The organism is Paraburkholderia bryophila (genome assembly GCF_003269035.1).
Lineage (GTDB): Bacteria > Pseudomonadota > Gammaproteobacteria > Burkholderiales > Burkholderiaceae > Paraburkholderia > Paraburkholderia bryophila.
Genome location: NZ_QLTK01000001.1, coordinates 386911 through 406109, shown reverse-complemented (window position 1 = coordinate 406109; position 19199 = coordinate 386911). Strand labels below are relative to the sequence as shown.

The 19199-nt window shown below is 65.5% G+C and carries 12 protein-coding genes; 5 read left to right on the top strand and 7 right to left on the bottom strand.

All coding sequences use genetic code 11. The annotated features are described in order from the left end of the window. Positions 1–175: 175 nt before the first annotated feature. The 5 genes from prmB to dapC form a co-directional block, all read right to left on the bottom strand. Positions 176–1060, bottom strand: coding sequence for a 50S ribosomal protein L3 N(5)-glutamine methyltransferase (gene prmB / locus BX591_RS01770; RefSeq protein WP_111929022.1), 885 nt, complete (start codon positions 1058–1060; stop codon positions 176–178). 17 nt (positions 1061–1077) lie between these two features. After that, positions 1078–2217 carry a succinyl-diaminopimelate desuccinylase gene (gene dapE / locus BX591_RS01765; protein ID WP_111929346.1) on the bottom strand — a complete coding sequence of 380 codons (1140 nt, stop codon included), beginning with the start codon at positions 2215–2217 and terminating at the stop codon, positions 1078–1080. Between the two features lie 125 nt (positions 2218–2342). Then, a complete protein-coding gene (locus BX591_RS01760; protein ID WP_035546215.1) occupies positions 2343–2708 on the bottom strand; it encodes an ArsC family reductase in 366 nt (121 codons plus the stop codon). Beyond that, positions 2708–3535 (bottom strand): 2,3,4,5-tetrahydropyridine-2,6-dicarboxylate N-succinyltransferase, encoded by an 828-nt coding sequence (gene dapD / locus BX591_RS01755; protein WP_111929021.1) that lies wholly within the window; start codon positions 3533–3535, stop codon positions 2708–2710. The genes BX591_RS01760 and dapD overlap by 1 nt, the downstream gene beginning before the upstream one ends. An 89-nt stretch (positions 3536–3624) precedes the next feature. Next, positions 3625–4842, bottom strand: a complete 1218-nt coding sequence (gene dapC / locus BX591_RS01750) for a succinyldiaminopimelate transaminase (protein ID WP_111929020.1) — start codon at positions 4840–4842, stop codon at positions 3625–3627. Between the two features lie 429 nt (positions 4843–5271). Here dapC and BX591_RS01745 point away from each other — a divergent pair, with 429 nt between their 5' ends. The 5 genes from BX591_RS01745 (at position 5272) to def (ending at position 14183) form a co-directional block, all read left to right on the top strand. Continuing rightward, entirely contained in the window at positions 5272–6258 is a 987-nt protein-coding gene (locus BX591_RS01745; RefSeq protein WP_111929019.1) for a DMT family transporter, read from the top strand. A 159-nt stretch (positions 6259–6417) separates the two neighbouring features. After that, the gene (gene smc, locus BX591_RS01740) at positions 6418–9936 is read left to right on the top strand and encodes a chromosome segregation protein SMC (protein ID WP_111929018.1); all 3519 of its coding nucleotides are present in this window, start codon (positions 6418–6420) and stop codon (positions 9934–9936) included. Positions 9937–10054: 118 nt separating this feature from the next. Then, a complete protein-coding gene (locus BX591_RS01735) occupies positions 10055–11353 on the top strand; it encodes a cell division protein ZipA C-terminal FtsZ-binding domain-containing protein (RefSeq protein ID WP_111929017.1) in 1299 nt (432 codons plus the stop codon). Between the two features lie 221 nt (positions 11354–11574). Next, the gene (ligA, locus tag BX591_RS01730; protein ID WP_111929016.1) at positions 11575–13653 is read left to right on the top strand and encodes an NAD-dependent DNA ligase LigA; all 2079 of its coding nucleotides are present in this window, start codon (positions 11575–11577) and stop codon (positions 13651–13653) included. Beyond that, a complete protein-coding gene (gene def, locus BX591_RS01725; protein ID WP_111929015.1) occupies positions 13650–14183 on the top strand; it encodes a peptide deformylase in 534 nt (177 codons plus the stop codon). The genes ligA and def overlap by 4 nt, the downstream gene beginning before the upstream one ends. Before the next feature lie 146 nt (positions 14184–14329). Here the strand turns inward: def and BX591_RS37285 are convergent, their stop codons facing one another. Both BX591_RS37285 and BX591_RS01715 read right to left on the bottom strand, forming a co-directional pair. Beyond that, positions 14330–16576 carry a pseudouridine synthase gene (locus BX591_RS37285; RefSeq protein WP_111929014.1) on the bottom strand — a complete coding sequence of 749 codons (2247 nt, stop codon included), beginning with the start codon at positions 16574–16576 and terminating at the stop codon, positions 14330–14332. 6 nt (positions 16577–16582) lie between these two features. Continuing rightward, entirely contained in the window at positions 16583–19162 is a 2580-nt protein-coding gene (locus tag BX591_RS01715; protein ID WP_111929013.1) for a [protein-PII] uridylyltransferase, read from the bottom strand. Positions 19163–19199 lie beyond the last annotated feature (37 nt).

Below are 19199 nucleotides of genomic sequence, written 5' to 3'. Positions count from 1 at the left end.
TCATCTTACCGAACGTGCGTGTTTTGGGGGGTGTTCGGGCCGCGCCTTGAAATCGCGGCCGGGGTGACAGGTGGCGGCCGGCGCGGTCGCAAGGGCCGCCATGGCCGCGCGCGGCAGAAGCAGGCATGGCCGCTTGCGCCGCCCGATTGAGGCAAACCAGCTCAGGCAAACCCGCTCAAACCGGCAGATCTGCGGCCTGGATCAGGAATACGTTGTCGTCGCCGGCGCTGGTCGATAGCCAGACCAGTTCGAGACCGCCGAAGGCCGCTTCGACGTTCGCCCGCTCGTTACCGATCTCGATGACCAGCACGCCGTCGTCCGTCAGCCAGTTGCGTGCCTGCGCAATGATTCGCCGCACGATGTCCATGCCGTCGGCGCCGCCCGCCAGCGCCATGTCCGGTTCGTGCTTGTATTCCGCCGGCAGTTCCTGCATCGAGGTGGCGTTGACATACGGCGGGTTGCTGATGATCACGTCGTAGCGGCGCTCGGCGAGCGGCGTGTACAGATCGCCTTCGAACAGCGCGATGCGGTCCTCCAGCTTGTAGTCAGTCACGTTGCGCGTGGCGACTTCGAGCGCCGGCGCCGACAGGTCGACCGCGTCGATATCCGCGTTCGGGAACGCGTTCGCCGCGAGGATCGCGAGGCAACCGGAACCGGTGCACAGCTCGAGCACCGCGCTCACCTGCTCGGGATCCGCCACGTACGGCTGCAAGCCGTCCTGCAGCAATTCGCCGATGAACGAACGCGGCACGATCACGCGCTCGTCGACGTAAAAGCGGAAGCCGTGCATCCATGCTTCCTGCGTGATGTACGCGGCCGGCACGCGTTCGCTGGCGCGGCGTTCGATCACGTTCAGCACGGCGTCGATCTCGGCCGCGCTCAGGCGCGCGTCGAGAAATGGCTCCAGCAGATCGAGCGGCAGATGCAGCGTATGCAGCACGAGGTAGGCGGCTTCGTCGTAGGCATTGACCGAGCCATGACCGAACGACAGCTCGGCCTGGTTGAAGCGCGACACCGCGAAACGCAGCAGGTCGCGAACAGTGGAAAACGGGAGCGTCATCGCAAATAGTCCTTGGGTCACGCAATGAGTTGTTCGAGCACGCGGCGATACACGTTTTTTAGCGGCTCGATATGGGCGACTTCGATATGTTCGTCGATCTTGTGGATGCTGGCGTTCAGCGGGCCGAATTCGATCACCTGCGGGCAGAGGCGCGCGATGAAGCGGCCGTCCGACGTGCCGCCGGTGGTCGACAGCTCGGTCGTGACGCCGGTTTCGTCCTTGATCGCCTTGGCGAGCGCGTTCGACAGGTCGCCGCGCGGCGTGAGAAACGGCAGGCCGCTCACGTTCCATTGCAGATCGTATTCGAGGCCGTGACGGTCGAGGATCGCGTGGACGCGCGCCTGCAGGCCTTCCACCGTGCTGGCCGTGGAGAAGCGGAAGTTGAACATCACGTCCGCGTGGCCCGGGATCACGTTGGTCGCGCCGGTGCCGCTGTGAATGTTCGACACCTGCCACGTGGTGGGCGGGAAATATTCGTTACCGTCGTCCCAGCTTTCGGCGACCAGTTCGGCCAGCGCGGGCGCGAGCAGATGCACCGGATTCTTCGCCAGATGCGGATAGGCGATATGGCCCTGCACGCCCTTGACGATCAGCTTGCCCGACATCGAACCGCGCCGGCCGTTTTTCACCATGTCGCCGAGCTGGGCGCTCGAGGTCGGCTCGCCGACGATGCAGTAGTCCATCCGTTCGCCGCGCGCCTGCAAGGCTTCGACCACCTTGACGGTGCCGTCGGTGGCGGGGCCTTCTTCATCGCTCGTGATCAGGAAGGCGAGCGTGCCGCGATGTGCCGGATGCGCCGCGACGAATTCCTCGCTCGCCACCACGAAGCCGGCAATCGAGGCCTTCATGTCCGCTGCGCCGCGGCCGTACAGCTTGCCGTCGCGGTGGGTCGGCTCGAACGGCGCCGAATGCCATTGGTCGAGCGGACCGGTCGGCACCACGTCGGTATGGCCGGCGAAGGCGAGCAGCTTGCCGGCGGTGCCGTCCGCACCGCGTTTGACGGCCCACAGGTTGGTCACGCCGTTCGATTCGATCGTCTCGTGCTCGAAGCCGAGCGCGGACAGACGTTCGATCAGAAGACGCTGGCAATGCTGGTCGTCGGGCGTGACGGACGCACGCGAGATCAGTTGTTCGGTAAGGGCGAGGGTGCCGGACATGGATTCAGTACGAGCCACTTTGAAATGAAAAAATGCCGGCTGGCGGTGAAACTCCGCAGCCGGCAACAGCTTTTGCGTCACGCGGCGAGGCCGCGTTTTACTGCTCGAATACGCCTCGTTGCGCTCTATGCAAACAGCGCGGCGTAATCGTCCGCCGAGAAACCGAGCGACTTGACCCGCCCGTTCACTACGAGCACCGGCCGCTTGATCACCGACGGCTTGTGGATCATCAGCGCGATCGCGCCTGGTTGCGTATCCGCGGCCGCTTTCATGTCGTCGGACAGACCGCGCCACGTGGTGCCGCGACGGTTCAGCAGCGCGTCGAGCTTCACGTCTTTCAGCCAGTCCTGCACGAGCGGCTCGGTCACGCCATGCTTCTTGAAGTCGTGGAACTCGAACTCGACGCCGTGCTCTTCCAGCCACACGCGGGCTTTCTTCACGGTGTCGCAGTTCGGGATGCCATAGACGACGGTCTTGTTGCCGCGCGCCATCAGTCGCCTCGCAGCAGCTCGTTCAGGCCGACCTTCGCGCGCGTTTTGGCGTCGACCTTCTTGACGATCACGGCGCAGTACAGGCTGTGCGAGCCGTCTTTCGACGGCAGGTTGCCCGCCACCACCACCGAGCCCGCCGGAATGCGACCGTACGTCACTTCACCGGTCTCGCGGTCGTAAATTTTGGTGCTCTGGCCGAGGTACACGCCCATCGAGATCACCGAGTTTTCCTCGACGATCACGCCTTCCACCACTTCCGAACGCGCGCCGATGAAGCAGTTGTCTTCGATAATGACCGGGTTGGCCTGCAGCGGCTCCAGCACGCCGCCGATGCCCACGCCGCCCGACAGGTGAACGTTCTTGCCGATCTGCGCGCACGAACCGACGGTGGCCCACGTGTCGACCATCGTGCCTTCGTCCACATAGGCGCCGATGTTGGTGTACGACGGCATCAGCACCACGTTCTTCGCGATGAACGAACCGCGCCGCGCGATGGCGGGCGGCACCACGCGGAAGCCGCCGGCGGCGAAGTCTTCAGCGGTGTAGTTGGCGAACTTCGACGGCACCTTGTCGTAGAACTGGCTGTAACCGCCGGCCGGCATGGGTGCGTTGTCTTCCAGACGGAACGACAGCAGCACGGCTTTCTTCAGCCATTGATTGACGATCCAGTCGCCGTCTTTCTTCTCGGCGACGCGCAGCGCACCCTTGTCCAGTTGTTCGATCGCGTGGGCGACGGCTTCGCGCACGTCGGCCGGAGCGGCCTTCGGCGACAGCTCGGTGCGGTTTTCCCAGGCGGTGTCAATGATCTGCTGAAGTTGTTGCGACATATGCGTGCTTTTCTGAAGAGTTGAAATCTGAAGAAGGGAGTGCGATGCGCGGGGCGCCCGCCCGGACTCTGAAACGTCGCGAAGCGGACTCAACCCGCGAGCGCGCGGCAAAAATCGACGATGCGCTGTGCGCCTTGCGTGCATTCGTCGACGTCGGCGACCAGCGCCATGCGGACGAAATTGCGACCGGGGTTCACGCCGTGCGCGGTGCGCGCGAGGAACGAGCCCGGCAGAACCGTCACATTATAGTCGGCGTAGAGACGCTGGGCGAACTCGGTGTCCGTCAGACCCGTGCGCGAGACGTCCGCCCACAGGTAGAACGCGGCGTCCGGCAGGCGCACGTCGAGCACCTCGGCGAGCATCGGCGTGACGGTGGAAAACTTCTGCCGGTACTTCGCGCGGTTCTCGCGCACGTGCGCTTCGTCGTTCCAGGCCGCGATGCTGGCACTCTGGAACACGGTCGACAAGGCCGCGCCGTGGTATGTCCGGTATAGCAGGAAGTCCTTGAGGATCGCCGCGTCGCCGGCTACGAACCCCGAGCGCATGCCCGGCACGTTCGAACGCTTGGACAGGCTCGACAGCATGACCAGCCGATCGAAGCCGCGGCCGAGCCGGTGCGCGGCTTCCAGGCCGCCGAGCGGCGGGTTGGCTTCGTCGAAATAGATTTCAGAGTAGCACTCGTCCGAGGCGATCACGAAGCCGTAGCGGTCCGACAGCGCGAACAGTTCGCGCCAGTCCTCCAGCGTGAGCACGGCGCCGGTCGGGTTGCCCGGCGAGCACACGTACAGCAGTTGCGTGCGTGCCCAGATGGCGTCCGGCACCGCCGAATAGTCGCAGGCGAAGTTGCGCGCCGGGTCGCTATTCACGAAGTACGGCTGCGCGCCGGCGAGAATCGCCGCGCCTTCGTAGATTTGGTAGAACGGGTTCGGACAGAGTACGATCGCAGGCTCGCCGTCAGGATCGCGGCGCGGGTCGAGCACGGTCTGCGCGAGCGCGAACAGCGCCTCGCGCGAGCCCGCCACTGGCAGCACCTGGGTGGCCGGATCGACCGGCGGCAGGGTGTAGCGCTGCGTGACCCACTGCGCGATCGACTCGCGCAAGGCCGGCGAACCGAGCGTGGCCGGATACGTGGCCAGGCCGCCGAGCGCGGCGATCACGGCGTCGCGAATCAAGGCGGGCGTGGGATGTTTCGGTTCGCCGATCCCGAAGCTGATATGCGCAAGGCCTGCGGCCGGCGTGACGTCTTTGAAAAGCGCGCGCAGCTTTTCGAACGGGTAGGGCTGGAGGGAGTCGAGTAGCGGATTCACTGGGCGGACGAGCCTGATCGAGGATGGGCGCAGACGGATGGTGCAGGAAGCCGGACATGCAGGCAGCAAGGCGTACGGAAAATGCGCAAAACGCCAGCAAAACGCCATGCAGCAGCGGCGAGCAGATGATTATAGCGTGGCGCAACCCGCCAGGCGGCGCAGCGAATGCGTTGCAGCGGGAACGACGCGAACCGCCGACGGTTCGCGCAAGAGAGAAGCAGGAGCAGCAATGGTCGCAACAGTCCTGGAGACATTCGGAGCACGCAGGCGCGAGAACGCCGCAGTCCGTCATAGCCAAACTACGGGCAATCCCACGAGCCGGTTCGCGGGTCATGTGCCGCGCACCGCCGGCGGCAACCTCGCATCGCGCACGGCGACGCCCACTCGGGCAAATTACGCCGCCCGCCACACCGCCTGGAGCTCCGCATCATGACCAACTGGCTTCGCAATGGCTGGCCGACGCTCGCGATCATGCTGGGCGCATCGGTGTGGGGAATGATCTGGTATCCGCTGCGCATGCTCGCGGCGCTCGGCGTCACCGGCACGGCGGCCAGCGCGCTGACCAGCGCCGCCGGCTGTCTGTTCGTGTTGCTGGTGCGCTTTCGCGCGCTCAGGACGGTGCGCTGGCATTGGCTGCTGCCGGCCTTGGCCCTGGCCGCCGGCGTCACCAATCTCGGCTTCGTGTGGGGCTCGATTCACGGCCAGGTGATGCGCGTGCTGCTGCTGTTCTATCTCACCCCGGCCTGGACCGCGCTGTTTGCGCATTTCATCCTGCATGAACGGCTGACGTGGGCGGGCGCGGGTCTCGCCGCGCTGTCGCTGGCCGGCGCGATGACCATGCTGTGGTCGCCGCAATTGGGGATTCCGGTGCCGGGCAATCTCGCCGAATGGGCGGGTCTCGCAGGCGGCATGGGCTTCGCGATGAGCAACGTGCTGATCCTGAAGACCAGCCGCGTGCTGCCCGAGATGAAGCCGGAAATGCGCACCGCGACGATTTTCGGCGGCGCGGCTATTTTCAGCGCCTGCGCGTCGCTGTTCGAAGCGATGCCCACGCCGCCCACCGGCGCGCATCTGGGCACGGCCGGGCTGCTGGTGCTCGGCCTCGGTTTGCTGCTCGCGTCGAACAATATGCTGGTGCAATACGGCCTCGCACGCGTGCCGGCCAACCGGGCGTCGATCATCATGCTGTTCGAGATCGTCGTGACGGCGTTGTCTGCGTGGCTGTTCGCCGGCGAGTCGCCGGGGCCGCGCGAATGGGCCGGCGGCGCGTGCATCGTGCTGGCCTCGGCGCTGTCCAGCTGGGTGCATCGGACCAGGTCGATGCCGCCCGATCCCGCCAGCGAAGACACGAGCTCCGCCGACCAGCAGGAAGCCGACCGTAAGGACGGCAAAAACCGCCCACGTGCGATGGTATGATTGCCCCTCATTAGCCGGCGCCCGCGTGAACGCGGGTAGCCGGCCGCCGTATTCCGAGGGTTCGAAGCGGGTCGCGGGCCACGCCGCAGTAACGGCGAACGGCCGGCGCGGCCTTCGCGAGCCACCTATTTTTTTCCCTTTTCAAACAGCGAAATCGCCGTGCGTCTGACCTCGATCAAACTCGCTGGCTTCAAGTCATTCGTCGATCCCACGCATTTCCAGGTTCCGGGCCAGCTAGTCGGCGTGGTCGGACCGAATGGATGCGGCAAGTCCAACATCATCGACGCCGTGCGCTGGGTGCTCGGCGAATCGCGCGCTTCCGAGCTGCGCGGCGAGTCGATGCAGGACGTGATCTTCAATGGCTCGACCGCGCGCAAGCCGGGTAGCCGCGCCAGCGTCGAACTCGTGTTCGACAACGCCGACGGCCGCGCCGCCGGGCAGTGGGGCCAGTATGCCGAAATCGCCGTGAAGCGCGTGCTCACGCGCGACGGCACATCGAGCTACTACATCAACAATCTGCCGGCGCGTCGCCGCGACATTCAGGACATCTTCCTCGGCACCGGCCTCGGGCCGCGTGCGTACGCGATCATCGGGCAGGGCATGATCGCGCGCCTGATCGAGGCCAAGCCCGAAGAGCTGCGCGTGTTCCTCGAGGAAGCCGCGGGCGTGTCCAAGTACAAGGAACGCCGCCGCGAAACCGAGAACCGCCTGCACGACACGCGCGAGAATCTGACGCGGGTCGAGGATATCGTCCGTGAGCTCGGCGCGAATCTCGAGAAGCTGGAAGCGCAGGCGATCGTCGCGACCCGATACAAAGACCTGCAAACCGACGGCGAAGAGAAGCAGCGTCTCTTGTGGCTGTTGCGCAAAAACGAAGCGGGCGGCGAGCAGGAACGTCAGCAGCGCGCGATCGAACAGGCGCAGATCGACCTCGAAGCGCAAACCGCGAAGCTGCGCGAAGTCGAAGCGCAGCTCGAAACGCTGCGCGTCGCGCATTATTCGGCGAACGACGCCATGCAGGGTGCGCAAGGCGCGCTCTACGAGGCGAACGCGGAAGTCAGCCGGCTCGAAGCCGAGATCAAGTTCATCGTCGAATCGCGCAATCGCGTGCAGGCACAGATCGCCGCGCTGACCGCGCAGCGTGAGCAGTGGCAGTCGCAGGCGCAAAAAGCGCAAGACGATCTCGAAGACGCCGAAGAGCAACTGGCCGTCGCCGAGGAAAAGGCCGCGCTCGCCGAAGACGAAGCCGCCGCCAAGCACGACGCGATGCCCGCGCTCGAAGCGCGCTGGCGCGACGCTCAAACCGAACTGAACGCCGAGCGCGGCGGCATTGCGCAGACCGAACAGGCACTCAAGCTCGAAGCCGCGCATCAGCGCAATGCCGACCAGCAATTGCAGCAACTGCAGCAGCGTCACGAGCGGCTGAAAACAGAATCGGGCGGTCTCGACGCCCCCGACGAAGCCCAGCTCGAAGACCTGCGCATGGAGCTCGCCGAGCACGAAGAAGTCCTGCACGACGCGCAGGCGCGTCTGGCGGACGCGCAGGAAACGCTGCCGCGCCTCGACGGCGAACGGCGCGCCGCGCAGGAGCGCGTGCAGTCGGAAAGCGCGCAGATTCATCAGCTCGACGCGCGCCTCGCCGCGCTCAGGCAACTGCAGGAAAACGTCCAGACCGAAGGCAAGATCCAGCCGTGGCTCGAAAAGCACGAACTGGGCGGCCTGCCGCGTCTGTGGAAGAAGCTGCACGTCGAAGCCGGCTGGGAAGCCGCGTTGGAATCCGTGCTGCGCGAGCGGCTCGCCGCGCTCGAAGTGTCGAACCTCGACTGGGTCAAGGCCTTCGCGACCGACGCGCCGCCCGCCAAGCTTGCGTTTTACGCACCGCCTGCGGCCGGTCAGCCGGTCGCCGCGCCGGCCGCGTTGCGGCCATTGTTGTCACTCGTGCGGATCGACGACGCCGGCATCCGCGCGGTGTTGAACGACTGGCTGGGCCTCGCGTTCGTCGCCGACGATCTGCAGCAGGCTTTGGCGATGCGCTCGCAATTGCCGGAAGGCGGTTCGTTCGTCGTCAAGGCGGGTCACGTGGTGACGCGCGTCGGCGTGCAGTTGTATGCCGCCGACTCCGAACAGGCCGGCATGCTGGCGCGTCAGCAGGAAATCGAAAATCTCGGCCGCCAGGTGCGCGCGCAGGCGTTGCTCGCCGACGAGGCGAAGGCTGCCGCGATCCGCGCCGAAGCCGCTCACACGCAAGCCGCGCAAGCGCTGACCGACGTGCGCCAGCAGGCCGAGCGCGCCACGCAGCGCGTGCACGCGTTGCAGATGGACGTGCTCAAGCTCACCCAGGCGCACGAACGTTACACGCAGCGCAGCACGCAGATCCGCGAAGAACTCGCGGAGATCACCGCGCAGATCGAAGAGCAGCGCGCCATGCGCGCGGAATCGGAAGCGAACTTCGAGCGTCACGACGGCGAGCTCGCCGAATTGCAGGCGCGTTTCGAAGATCATCAACTGGCGTTCGAAGCGCTCGACGAACAGCTCACCGCCGCGCGCGGTCAGGCGCGCGATCTCGATCGTGGCGCCACCGACGCGCGTTTCGCCGCGCGCAACATGGCGAACCGCATCGAGGAATTGAAGCGCAGCATCCAGGTCGCGCACGAGCAGAGCGAGCGCGTGGCGGGTTCGCTGGAAGACGCACGTGGCGAGCTCGAAACGATCAACGAGCAGACCGCGCACACCGGTCTGCAGGACGCGCTCGACATTCGCGCGGTCAAGGAAGAAGCGCTGCATGCCGCGCGCCTCGAACTCGACGATCTGACCGCCAAACTGCGCGCCGCGGACGAAACCCGTCTCACGACCGAGCGCGCGTTGCAGCCGCTGCGCGACCGCATCAACGAATTGCAGTTGAAGGAACAGGCGGCGCGCCTGAACGGCGAACAGTTCATCGAACAACTGGCCGCGGCCGGGGTCGATGAAGCCGAGTTGCAGGCCAAGCTCACGCCGGACATGAAGCCGTCGTACCTGCAAGGCGAAGTGACACGCATCAACAACGCGATCGCGGCGCTGGGTCCGGTCAACATGGCCGCGCTGGACGAACTGAAGGCGGCGACCGAGCGCAAGAGTTTCCTCGACGCGCAATCGGCCGACCTGAACAGCGCGATCGAAACGCTCGAAGACGCCATCCGCAAGATCGACGCGGAAACGCGCACGCTGTTGCAAGGCACCTTCGACCAGGTGAATCATCACTTCGGCGAACTGTTCCCGCGTCTGTTCGGCGGCGGCCAGGCGAAGCTGATCATGACCGGCGACGAAATTCTCGACGCCGGCGTGCAGGTGATGGCGCAACCGCCGGGCAAGAAGAATTCGACGATTCACCTGCTGTCGGGCGGTGAGAAAGCACTGACCGCCACGGCGCTGGTGTTCGCGATGTTCCAGTTGAATCCGGCGCCGTTCTGTCTGCTCGACGAAGTGGATGCGCCGCTCGACGACGCCAACACGGAACGTTTCGCGAACCTCGTGCGGGCAATGTCGGACAAGACCCAATTCCTGTTTATTTCGCACAACAAGATCGCGATGGAAATGGCCCAGCAGTTGATCGGCGTGACCATGCAGGAACAGGGCGTGTCGCGAATCGTGGCCGTCGACATGGAATCGGCTGCCGGTTTCGCCCAGAATATCGTTTAGGTTTTCGGTTGAGTTGAGCATCGCGGGCGTCCGCGTTCAGCGCAGCGGCCAGTGGCCGCGCGACAGGTGAACGGGGCGTAACGGCCGCGCACATAAAAGAGTTGCTGATGGAGCATGCATGGACGAGTTGACACTCGGTTTGATCGGCGCGGGCGCCGTAGTAGTCGGGGGCGTGGTCGTATACAACGCGTGGCAGGGTGCGAAGGTGCGCCGCAAGATGCCGCGACCGATGCCGGCCGAGACCGCCGAAACGTTCGCGCGGGACGAGCAGGCAGAGCAGAGTCCGTTCATCGAACCGGCCCGCCCGACCACGCGGCGCGAGCCGGTAGTCGGTTCTGACGGGGTGGCGGAAACGGGCGCGGCGCGGGTCGAGCCGACCTTTGGCGCGGCTGCAGGCGTGACGGCGGGCGCGATCGCCGCGCCGCTCGATACGCCGGCCGATATTCAGGCCGAGACGACCACGCAGAACGGCTATCCGGAAGCGGAAGGCGTGGCGCAAGCCGAAGGCGGCGAGGCCGCCGGCATGGCGAACGCGGCTCGCCATGCCGACGAACCGAACGAACCGATTCTGCCTGCCGCCACGACGATTTCGTCGGCGCCGCCGGCTATCGTCGATCGCCGCATCGACTGTATCGTGCCGATTCGGCTGAATGGCCCGGTGGCCGGCGACAAGGTGATTCCGCTCGCGCAGCGGCTGCGCCGCGCCGGCAGCAAGCCGGTGCATATCGAAGGCAAGCTCGAAGGCGGCGCGTGGGAGTTGCTGCAAAACGGCGCGCGCTATGAAGAACTGCGCGCGGCGGCGCAACTGGCCAATCGCAGCGGCGCGCTCAACGAACTGGAGTTCTCGGAGTTCGTGACCGGCGTGCAGCAATTCGCCGACGCGCTGGATGCGTCGCCGGAATTTCCCGACATGCTCGAAACGGTGGCGATGGCGCGCGAACTCGACGGCTTCGCCGCGCAGTGCGACGCGCAGTTGTCGATCAACGTGCTGTCGGACGGCGCGCCGTGGTCGGCCAATTACGTGCAGGCGGTCGCATCGCAAGACGGTCTGCTGCTGTCGCGCGACGGCACGCGCTTCGTCAAGCTCGACGCGAAGCAGAGCCCGGTGTTCATGCTGCAATTCGGCGACACCAACTTCCTGCGCGACGACCTGACCTACAAGGGCGGCCAGATGATCACACTGGTGCTCGACGTGCCGGTCGCCGACGAAGACATCCTGCCGTTCCGGCTGATGTGCGACTACGCGAAATCGTTGGCCGAGCGGATCGGTGGACGGGTGGTCGACGACGGTCGCCGGCCGTTGCCGGAAACCGCGCTGCTGGCCATCGAAAAGCAGTTGATGACGCTCTACGCGAAACTCGAACAGGCGGGCATTCCGGCTGGTTCGCCGGCCACGCGGCGGCTGTTCAGCCAGTAAGCCGCGTTGTTTCGCCGATGTTCGCAACGGCCGCACGATGTGCGGCCGTTGTCGTTTCAGGCGGTCGCTTTACGACGCGCCTTACGCCATGTCGGCGAGCACAATCGTTGCGCCACGAGAACACTGCAGCGATCCCCGAAACCGTCATTCGGCCGATGTAAAGGGGCACGCTTCCTGCGATAATCCAATGTCTGAATTTCACTGAAAAATCTTCCGACGGTATGGCCCGAACCCCCGCTTCCAATCCAGCAGACAGCACGCCAGACAGCGCGCCCGCAGAACGGGCCGCGTGGTTGCGCGCGGAACTCGAACGCGCCAATTACGCGTATTACGTGCTCGATCAGCCGGACCTGCCGGACGCCGAGTACGACAAGCTCTTCAAGGAGCTGGAGCGCATCGAGACGGAGCATCCGGATCTGATCGTGCCGGATTCGCCCACCCAGCGCGTGGGCGGCGAGGCGGCCAGCGGCTTCGAGCCGGTCGTGCACGACCAGCCCATGCTGTCGCTGAACAATGGTTTTGCGGATGAAGACATCGTCGCGTTCGACAAACGCGTCGGCGATTCGCTTGGCAAGAACGCAAGCGAGCCGCCGGTGCCGGTCGACTACGCGGCCGAGCTGAAATTCGACGGCCTCGCGATCTCGCTGCGCTATGTAGACGGCGTGTTCGTGCAAGCCTCCACGCGCGGCGACGGCGCGACCGGCGAGAACGTCACCGAAAACGTTCGCACGATCCGCTCCATTCCGCTCAAGCTCAAGGGCAAACGCGTGCCGCGCGTGCTCGACGTGCGCGGCGAAGTGCTGATGTTCAAGCGCGATTTCGAGCGTCTGAACGAACGTCAGCGCGCTGCGGAGCAGAAAGAATTTGCCAATCCGCGCAATGCCGCGGCGGGCAGTTTGCGGCAGCTCGATTCGAAGATGACCGCGCAGCGGCCGCTGTCGTTTTTCGCGTATGGCATCGGCGTGCTCGACGGTATCGAGATGCCGGCCACGCATAGCGAACTGCTCGACTGGTACAAGGAACTCGGTTTGCCGGTGAACGGCGAGCGAGCGGTGGTGCAGGGCGCGCAAGGCTTGCTCGGCTTCTTCCACGCGGTCGGCGAGAAGCGCGACACGCTGCCGTACGATATCGACGGCGTGGTCTATAAAGTCAACCGGCGCGACGAGCAGGACGCGCTCGGTTACGTGTCGCGTGCGCCGCGTTTTGCGTTGGCGCACAAATTTCCCGCGCAGGAAGCGCTGACCCAGCTCGTCGCGATCGACGTCCAGGTTGGCCGCACTGGCGCGATTACGCCGGTGGCGCGGCTGGAGCCGGTGTTCGTCGGCGGCGCGACGGTCACGAACGCCACCCTGCATAACGAAGACGAAGTGCGGCGCAAAGATATCCGGATCGGCGACACGGTGATCGTGCGGCGCGCTGGCGACGTGATTCCCGAAGTGGTGAGCGCGCTGCTCGAGCGTCGCCCGGAGAACGCGCGCGAATTCGTGATGCCGACGCAGTGCCCCGTCTGCGGCTCGACTATCGAGCGGCTGCCGGACGAGGCGATCGCGCGCTGTACCGGCGGGCTGTTCTGTCCGGCGCAGCGCAAGCAGGCGCTGTGGCACTTCGCGCAGCGTCGCGCGCTGGATATCGACGGTCTCGGCGAAAAGATCATCGATCAACTGGTCGAGCTAAATCTGGTGCGCACGCCGGCCGATCTGTTCAACCTCGGCTTCGCGACGCTCGCCGAGCTTGACCGCTTTGCCGACAAGTCCGCGCAGAACCTGCTCGACTCGCTCGACAAGGCGCGGCACACCACGTTGGCGCGGTTCATCTACGCGCTCGGGATTCGCCACGTCGGCGAATCCACGGCGAAAGATCTGGCGAAGCATTTCGGTTCGCTGGATCCAATCATGGATGCGTCGGTCGAAGCTTTACTGGAAGTCAACGACGTGGGCCCGGTGGTCGCCGAGTCGCTGCACCAGTTTTTCGCCGAAGAGCACAACCGCACGGTGATCGAGCAGTTGCGCGCGCCGGGCAAGGTGACGTGGCCGGAAGGGCCGCCCGCGCCGAAAGCACCGCAAGGCGTGCTGGCCGGCAAGACGGTCGTGTTGACGGGTACCTTGCCGAGCCTGGCGCGCGAAGAGGCGAAGGAAATGCTCGAAGCGGCCGGTGCGAAAGTGGCCGGTTCGGTGTCGAAGAAAACCGACTATGTGGTAGCGGGTGCCGAAGCGGGCAGCAAGTTGGCGAAGGCCGAGGAACTCGGCATTCCCGTACTCGACGAAGATGGATTGCGTAAGCTCCTGGAGGGGCCGTTATGATTCGCGAAATTCTCAAGATGGGCGATCCGCGTCTGTTGCAGATTGCCGATCCGGTCGATCACTTCGATACGCCCGAATTGCATGAACTCGTGAAAGACATGTTCGAGACCATGCACCATGCCAACGGCGCGGGTTTGGCCGCGCCGCAGATCGGCGTCAATCTGCAGGTGGTGATCTTCGGCTTCGGTCACAACGAGCGCTATCCGGACGCGCCGCCCGTGCCTGAAACGGTGCTGATCAACCCGACCATCACACCGGTCTCGCTCGACATGGAAGAGGGCTGGGAAGGCTGCCTGTCGGTGCCGGGCCTGCGCGGCGCGGTGAGCCGCTTTTCGATGATCAAGTATCACGGCTTCGATCAGTTCGGCAAACCGATCGATCGCGTCGCCGAGGGGTTTCATGCGCGGGTCGTGCAGCATGAATGCGATCACCTGATCGGCAAGCTGTATCCGATGCGGATCAACGATTTCGCCAAGTTCGGCTTCACGGAAGTACTGTTTCCGGATATGGATCCGAATAGCGACGATTGAGGGCGACTGGGTGGTTCGATTGGTTGCCGAAAATAAAAAACCCACGCATTGGCGTGGGTTTTTTATTTGGTGAGTCTGAGGCCGCGTGAGCAGCCAGGGCTTGATGGTTGCTCAATCGGACCGCATCGAACAACCATCGCCGCGCATCAGAACGATTCGTCCGCCGCCAGATAACGCCATTGGCCCGGCGGCAGCGCACCCAGCACCACACGCCCCATCCGCACGCGCTTCAGGCCGATCACTTCAAGGCCGACCAACTCGCACATACGGCGGATCTGGCGCTTCTTGCCTTCGCGCAGCACGAAACGCAACTGCTCGCCGTTTTGCCAGTTCACCTGGGCGGGCTTGAGCGGCTGGTCGTCGAGCGACAGGCCGTGACACAGCAGCTCGAGACTTTCCGGCGGGAAGTGACTTTCGACGTCGACGGTATGCTCGCCGTACGCTACGCGCACCAGATACTCCTTGTCGATCTCCGAATGGCCGCCGATCAACTGCTTGGCGACGCGGCCGTCCTGCGTCAGCACCAGCAAGCCGGTCGAATCGATGTCCAGACGGCCGGCCGGCGCCAACTGACGCAGATGCGAGACCGAGAAGCGGATATCGGACTGATCGTCCGCCCAGCGATTTTCCGGCGTGACCAGCGTGATGGCCGGCTGATAGCCGTCTTCCGCCTGGCCCGACACGAGACCCACCGGCTTGTGGATCAGCACCGTCACCTGGCTCGCCTGCGCGGCTTCGGCGGCGGGATCGATCTCGATACGCTGGTCCGGACGCACCTTGGTGCCGAGCGTGTCGATTCGCTCGCCATCTACCAGCACCCAGCCCTTTTCGATCCATTCGTCGGCTTCGCGGCGCGAGCACAGGCCAAGCTCGGACATCAGCTTCGACAGGCGCAGCGTGCCCGGCGCGTCTTCGTAATCGCGACGCGGGGTGCGCGGCGCGGCATCGGCGTCATTGTGTTCGACGCGTGCTGCGGGTGCCGGGCCGCGCGGCTTGTCGGCGCGCGCGGGACGGTCGTCGCCGAAGCGGCGGCCAGCGGCCGGAAGGGTTTTGTCGAAGCTGCGGGCAGGGCGGTCGCTGCGTTCAGTGCGCTCGGTACGCTCGGTGCGTTCACCGGTTCGAGCCGGGCGGTCGCCGAATTCGCGTTTCGTGAATGAACGTTCACCACGGTCACCGGCGCCTTCGAAACGACGCGGTGCGCTGTCGCTGCGCGGTGCGCGTTCGCCACCGAAGCGGGGACGATCACCGCCTTCGCGATCGCTGCGAACCGGACGGTCGCCACGTGCGCCGCCTTCAGACGGACGGCCTGTGCCCGGCCGTGCACCGCTGAATGGACGACGTTCGCCGTCGTCACGACGCGGGGGGCGGTCACCGAAGCTGCGCGGTGCGCGTTCGCCACGATCACCGGCGCCTTCGAAACGACGCGGTGCGCTGTCGCCGCGCGTTGCGCGTTCGCCACCGAAGCGGGGACGGTCACCGCCTTCGCGATCGTTGCGAACCGGACGGTCACCACGTGCGCCGCTGAACGGACGACGTTCGCCGTCGTCACGACGCGGGGGGCGGTCACCGAAGCTGCGCGGTGCGCTTTCGCTACGGTCGGATGAGCCGCGTTCGCCTCGATTACCGGCGCCTTCAAACTTACGCGGTGCGCTGTCGCCGCGCGGTGCGCGTTCGCCACCGAAGCGCGGACGATCACCACCGTCGCGATCGTTGCGAACCGGACGGTCACCACGTGCGCCGCTGAACGGACGACGTTCGCCGTCGTCACGACGCGGGGGACGGTCGCCGAAGCTGCGCGGTGCGCGTTCGCCACCGAAGCGCGGACGATCACCGCCTTCGCGATCGTTGCGAACCGGACGGTCGCCACGTGCGCCGCCTTCAGACGGACGGCCTGCGCCCGGCCGTGCGCCGCTGAATGGACGACGTTCGCCGTCGTCACGACGCGGGGGGCGGTCGCCGAAGCTGCGCGGTGCGCGTTCGCCACGATCGCTACCGCCTTCAAACTTACGCGGTGCGCTGTCGCTACGCGGACCGCGATCACCACCACCCTCAAACTTACGCGGCGCCCGTTCACCACGGTCCCCCGCGCCTTCGCGCCGCGGCGGCCGATCCGACGACGAACGGCCCGCGCCACCCGCGTCCCGCTCGCGAGAAAACGACCCTTCAGCGCGCGGCGCCCGCGCACCTGCGCCCGCCGGTTTGCCTCCGGGCGGCCGCGTGCCGGCGCCCTTCGGCGCGCCGCTGCCTTCCCCGTGCGCCCCGCTGAAACCCGCCGTCGACGGTTTCGGTCCGGCCGGACGTGTCGGCTTACGCCCCGACGTGCTGCCGGTACGGACAGGGGCGCGTTCGGACGAAGCCGGCCGCGGGTGCTTGGCTGTTAATTTGAGTCGCATGAAATCTCACACTGCAATCGCGCGCAGCAGCTCGGTCTCGACCTGAATTTGCAGGCGGTTGTCCGACAGGCCGTGTCCATCCAGCAGGAACACGTCTTCGACGCGTTCGCCGAGCGTATTGATCCGCGCCGAAGCGACGCCGACCCGATGCTCGGCCAGCACGCGCGCGATCGAATAAAGAAGGCCTGGCCGGTCGTTGGCCGACACGGACAGGATGTAATATTGGCCGCGCTCGTCGGCCCGAAGGTCGACGCGCGGCGTCACAGGGAAGGTCCGCGAAAGCCGCGACAAACGGCCTTTCGACGGTCCGGGGAGCAGGGTGCCGTCGCCGGTGAGACGGGCGGTCAGTTCCTGTTCGACCAGATTGGCAATATCGCGATAATGCACGTCTTCTTCGGTATGCGCGACGAGGAAATTATCGAGCGCATAGCCGTGACGGGTCGTGCCGACCCGCGCATCCAGCACCGACAGGCCGTTGCGGTCGAAATACGCGCAAATTCCGGCGAACAGATCGGGCTGATCCTTCACGTACACCAGCACCTGCAACGCCTCGCCGATCGGCGACGGACGTGCCCGCACGATCGGCGTGGCCGTTTCCACATGACGCGACAGGACGCGGGTTTGCCACGCGATATCGGCTGCGTCGTGACGCAGGAAATAGCCGATGTCGAGCTTGTCCCACAACGCCTTTTGCGCGCCGTCCGGCACGGTTTCGAGGCGCAGCAGCGCCAGCGCCTCTTCCTGGCGCGACTTCAGTTCCGAATGCGCGTCCGGCCGCGCGCCGCCGAGTACGGCCAGCGTGGCGCGGTACAGATCCTCGAGCAGCTTGCCTTTCCACGTATTCCAGACCTTCGGGCTGGTGCCGCGAATATCGGCCACCGTCAGCAGATAGAGCGCGGTGAGGCGGCGCTCGGTGCCCACCAGTTCGGCGAAGCGCTTGACCACTTCCGGGTCGCTGGTGTCCTGCTTCTGCGCGACCTGGCTCATGGTCAGATGCTGCTGCACCAGCCAGACCACCAGTTCGCCGTCGTCGCCCTCGATACCGTGGCTGCGGCAGAAGCGGCGCGCGTCGGCCATGCCGAGCGTGGAGTGATCGCCGCCGCGGCCCTTGGCGATGTCGTGAAACAGCGCCGCCACGTACAACACCCACGGCCGGTCGAAATTCGCGATCAACTGGCTGCAGAACGGATATTCGTGCGCGTGCTCGGCGACCGCGAAGCGCCGCAGATTGCGTAGCACCATCAGAATGTGCTGATCGACCGTGTAGACGTGATACAGGTCGTGCTGCATCTGCCCGACGATGCGCCGGAAGTTCAGCAGGTACCGGCCCAGCACGCTGGTCTGGTTCATCAGGCGCAACGCGTGCGTGATGCCGGCCGGCTGCTTCAGGATTTCCATGAAAAGCCGGCGGTTTTCCGGATCGCGCCGCCAGTGCTGATCCATGATGTCGCGGGCGTTGTAGATTGCCCGCAGCGTGCGCGCCGACAGGCCTTTGACGCCCGGCGTCAGTTCGTACAGCAGGAACGCTTCGAGGATCGCGTTCGGTTCGCGCTCGAACACGTCGTCGCTGGCGATTTCCAGCATGCCCTGCTTTTCGACGAACAGGTCCGTCAGCACCCGCGTGATCCCGCTCGTGTCCGGGAAAAGCTGGGCCTCGATGTTCTGGATCAGGATCGTGGCAAGCTGCGTGACGGCCTTGGCGGACCAGTAATAGCGCCGCATCAGTTGTTCGCTGGCGCGCTTGGTGGCGGTCGGCTGGTAGCCGAAACTCTCGGCCACCGGCGTTTGCAGATCGAACACCAGAATGTCCTGCCGACGTCCGGCGACCACGTGCAGGCGCGCCCGCAGCGCCTTTAGAAAGCCCTCGTTGCGCCGCAGTTCGCGCGCTTCGCGTTCGGTGATCAGGCCACGCGCCTCGAGTTCGCGCCAACTGCTGCCGAAACCGGCCGCCTGGGTGATCCACAGAATCAGCTGAAGATCGCGCAGGCCGCCCGGACTTTCCTTGATGTTGGGTTCGAGCGCGTACGGTGTGTCCTGGAACTTGGCGTGGCGCTGGCGCATTTCCAGCACTTTTGCCTGAAAGAAAGCCTTTGGATCGAGCGCGTCGCGATAACGCTTTGCGAAATCGTCGAACAGCGGCGCGCTGCCCGTAATGCGCCGCGCTTCGAGCAGCGAGGTGCGCACGGTGACGTCGTTGGCGGCCTCTTCGAGGCACTGCGACACGCTGCGCACGCTGCTGCCGAGCTCCAGCCCCAGATCCCACGCAAGGCTGATAAAGCGCTCGATACGCGCTTCGAGATGCGCGATCGGCGCGTCCGGCAGCAGCACCAGAATGTCGATATCCGAATGCGGCGCCAGTTCGCCGCGCCCATAACCGCCGACCGCCAATAAAGCCAGCTCGGGCGGCAGTTCGCAGGTGTCCCAGGCGGCGCGCAACGAGTTGTCGGTGGCGCGCGCCAGCGCGGCCATCAACGCGTCGACGTTGGTGGCCGTCTTGAAGCGTTCCAGCAACTGGGCTTTGGCCACCTTGTAGTCCGCCTTGAGCGACGTGGCATGGGATCGGGCGACGGCGGGAACACTACTCATTGGCAGGCGGGTACGCGGACGGTGGGCGGGAGGTCGG

Excerpts from the sequence above, each read along its gene's own strand:
- dapE (WP_111929346.1), bottom strand. The coding sequence starts at position 2,217 with ATGTCCGGCACCCTCGCCCTTACCGAACAACTGATCTCGCGTGCGTCC.
- BX591_RS01745 (WP_111929019.1), top strand. The coding sequence starts at position 5,272 with ATGACCAACTGGCTTCGCAATGGCTGGCCGACGCTCGCGATCATGCTG.
- BX591_RS37285 (WP_111929014.1), bottom strand. The coding sequence starts at position 16,576 with ATGCGACTCAAATTAACAGCCAAGCACCCGCGGCCGGCTTCGTCCGAA.
- BX591_RS01760 (WP_035546215.1), bottom strand. The coding sequence starts at position 2,708 with ATGGCGCGCGGCAACAAGACCGTCGTCTATGGCATCCCGAACTGCGAC.
- BX591_RS01715 (WP_111929013.1), bottom strand. The coding sequence starts at position 19,162 with ATGAGTAGTGTTCCCGCCGTCGCCCGATCCCATGCCACGTCGCTCAAG.
- def (WP_111929015.1), top strand. The coding sequence starts at position 13,650 with ATGATTCGCGAAATTCTCAAGATGGGCGATCCGCGTCTGTTGCAGATT.
- ligA (WP_111929016.1), top strand. The coding sequence starts at position 11,575 with ATGGCCCGAACCCCCGCTTCCAATCCAGCAGACAGCACGCCAGACAGC.
- BX591_RS01735 (WP_111929017.1), top strand. The coding sequence starts at position 10,055 with ATGGACGAGTTGACACTCGGTTTGATCGGCGCGGGCGCCGTAGTAGTC.
- dapD (WP_111929021.1), bottom strand. The coding sequence starts at position 3,535 with ATGTCGCAACAACTTCAGCAGATCATTGACACCGCCTGGGAAAACCGC.
- prmB (WP_111929022.1), bottom strand. The coding sequence starts at position 1,060 with ATGACGCTCCCGTTTTCCACTGTTCGCGACCTGCTGCGTTTCGCGGTG.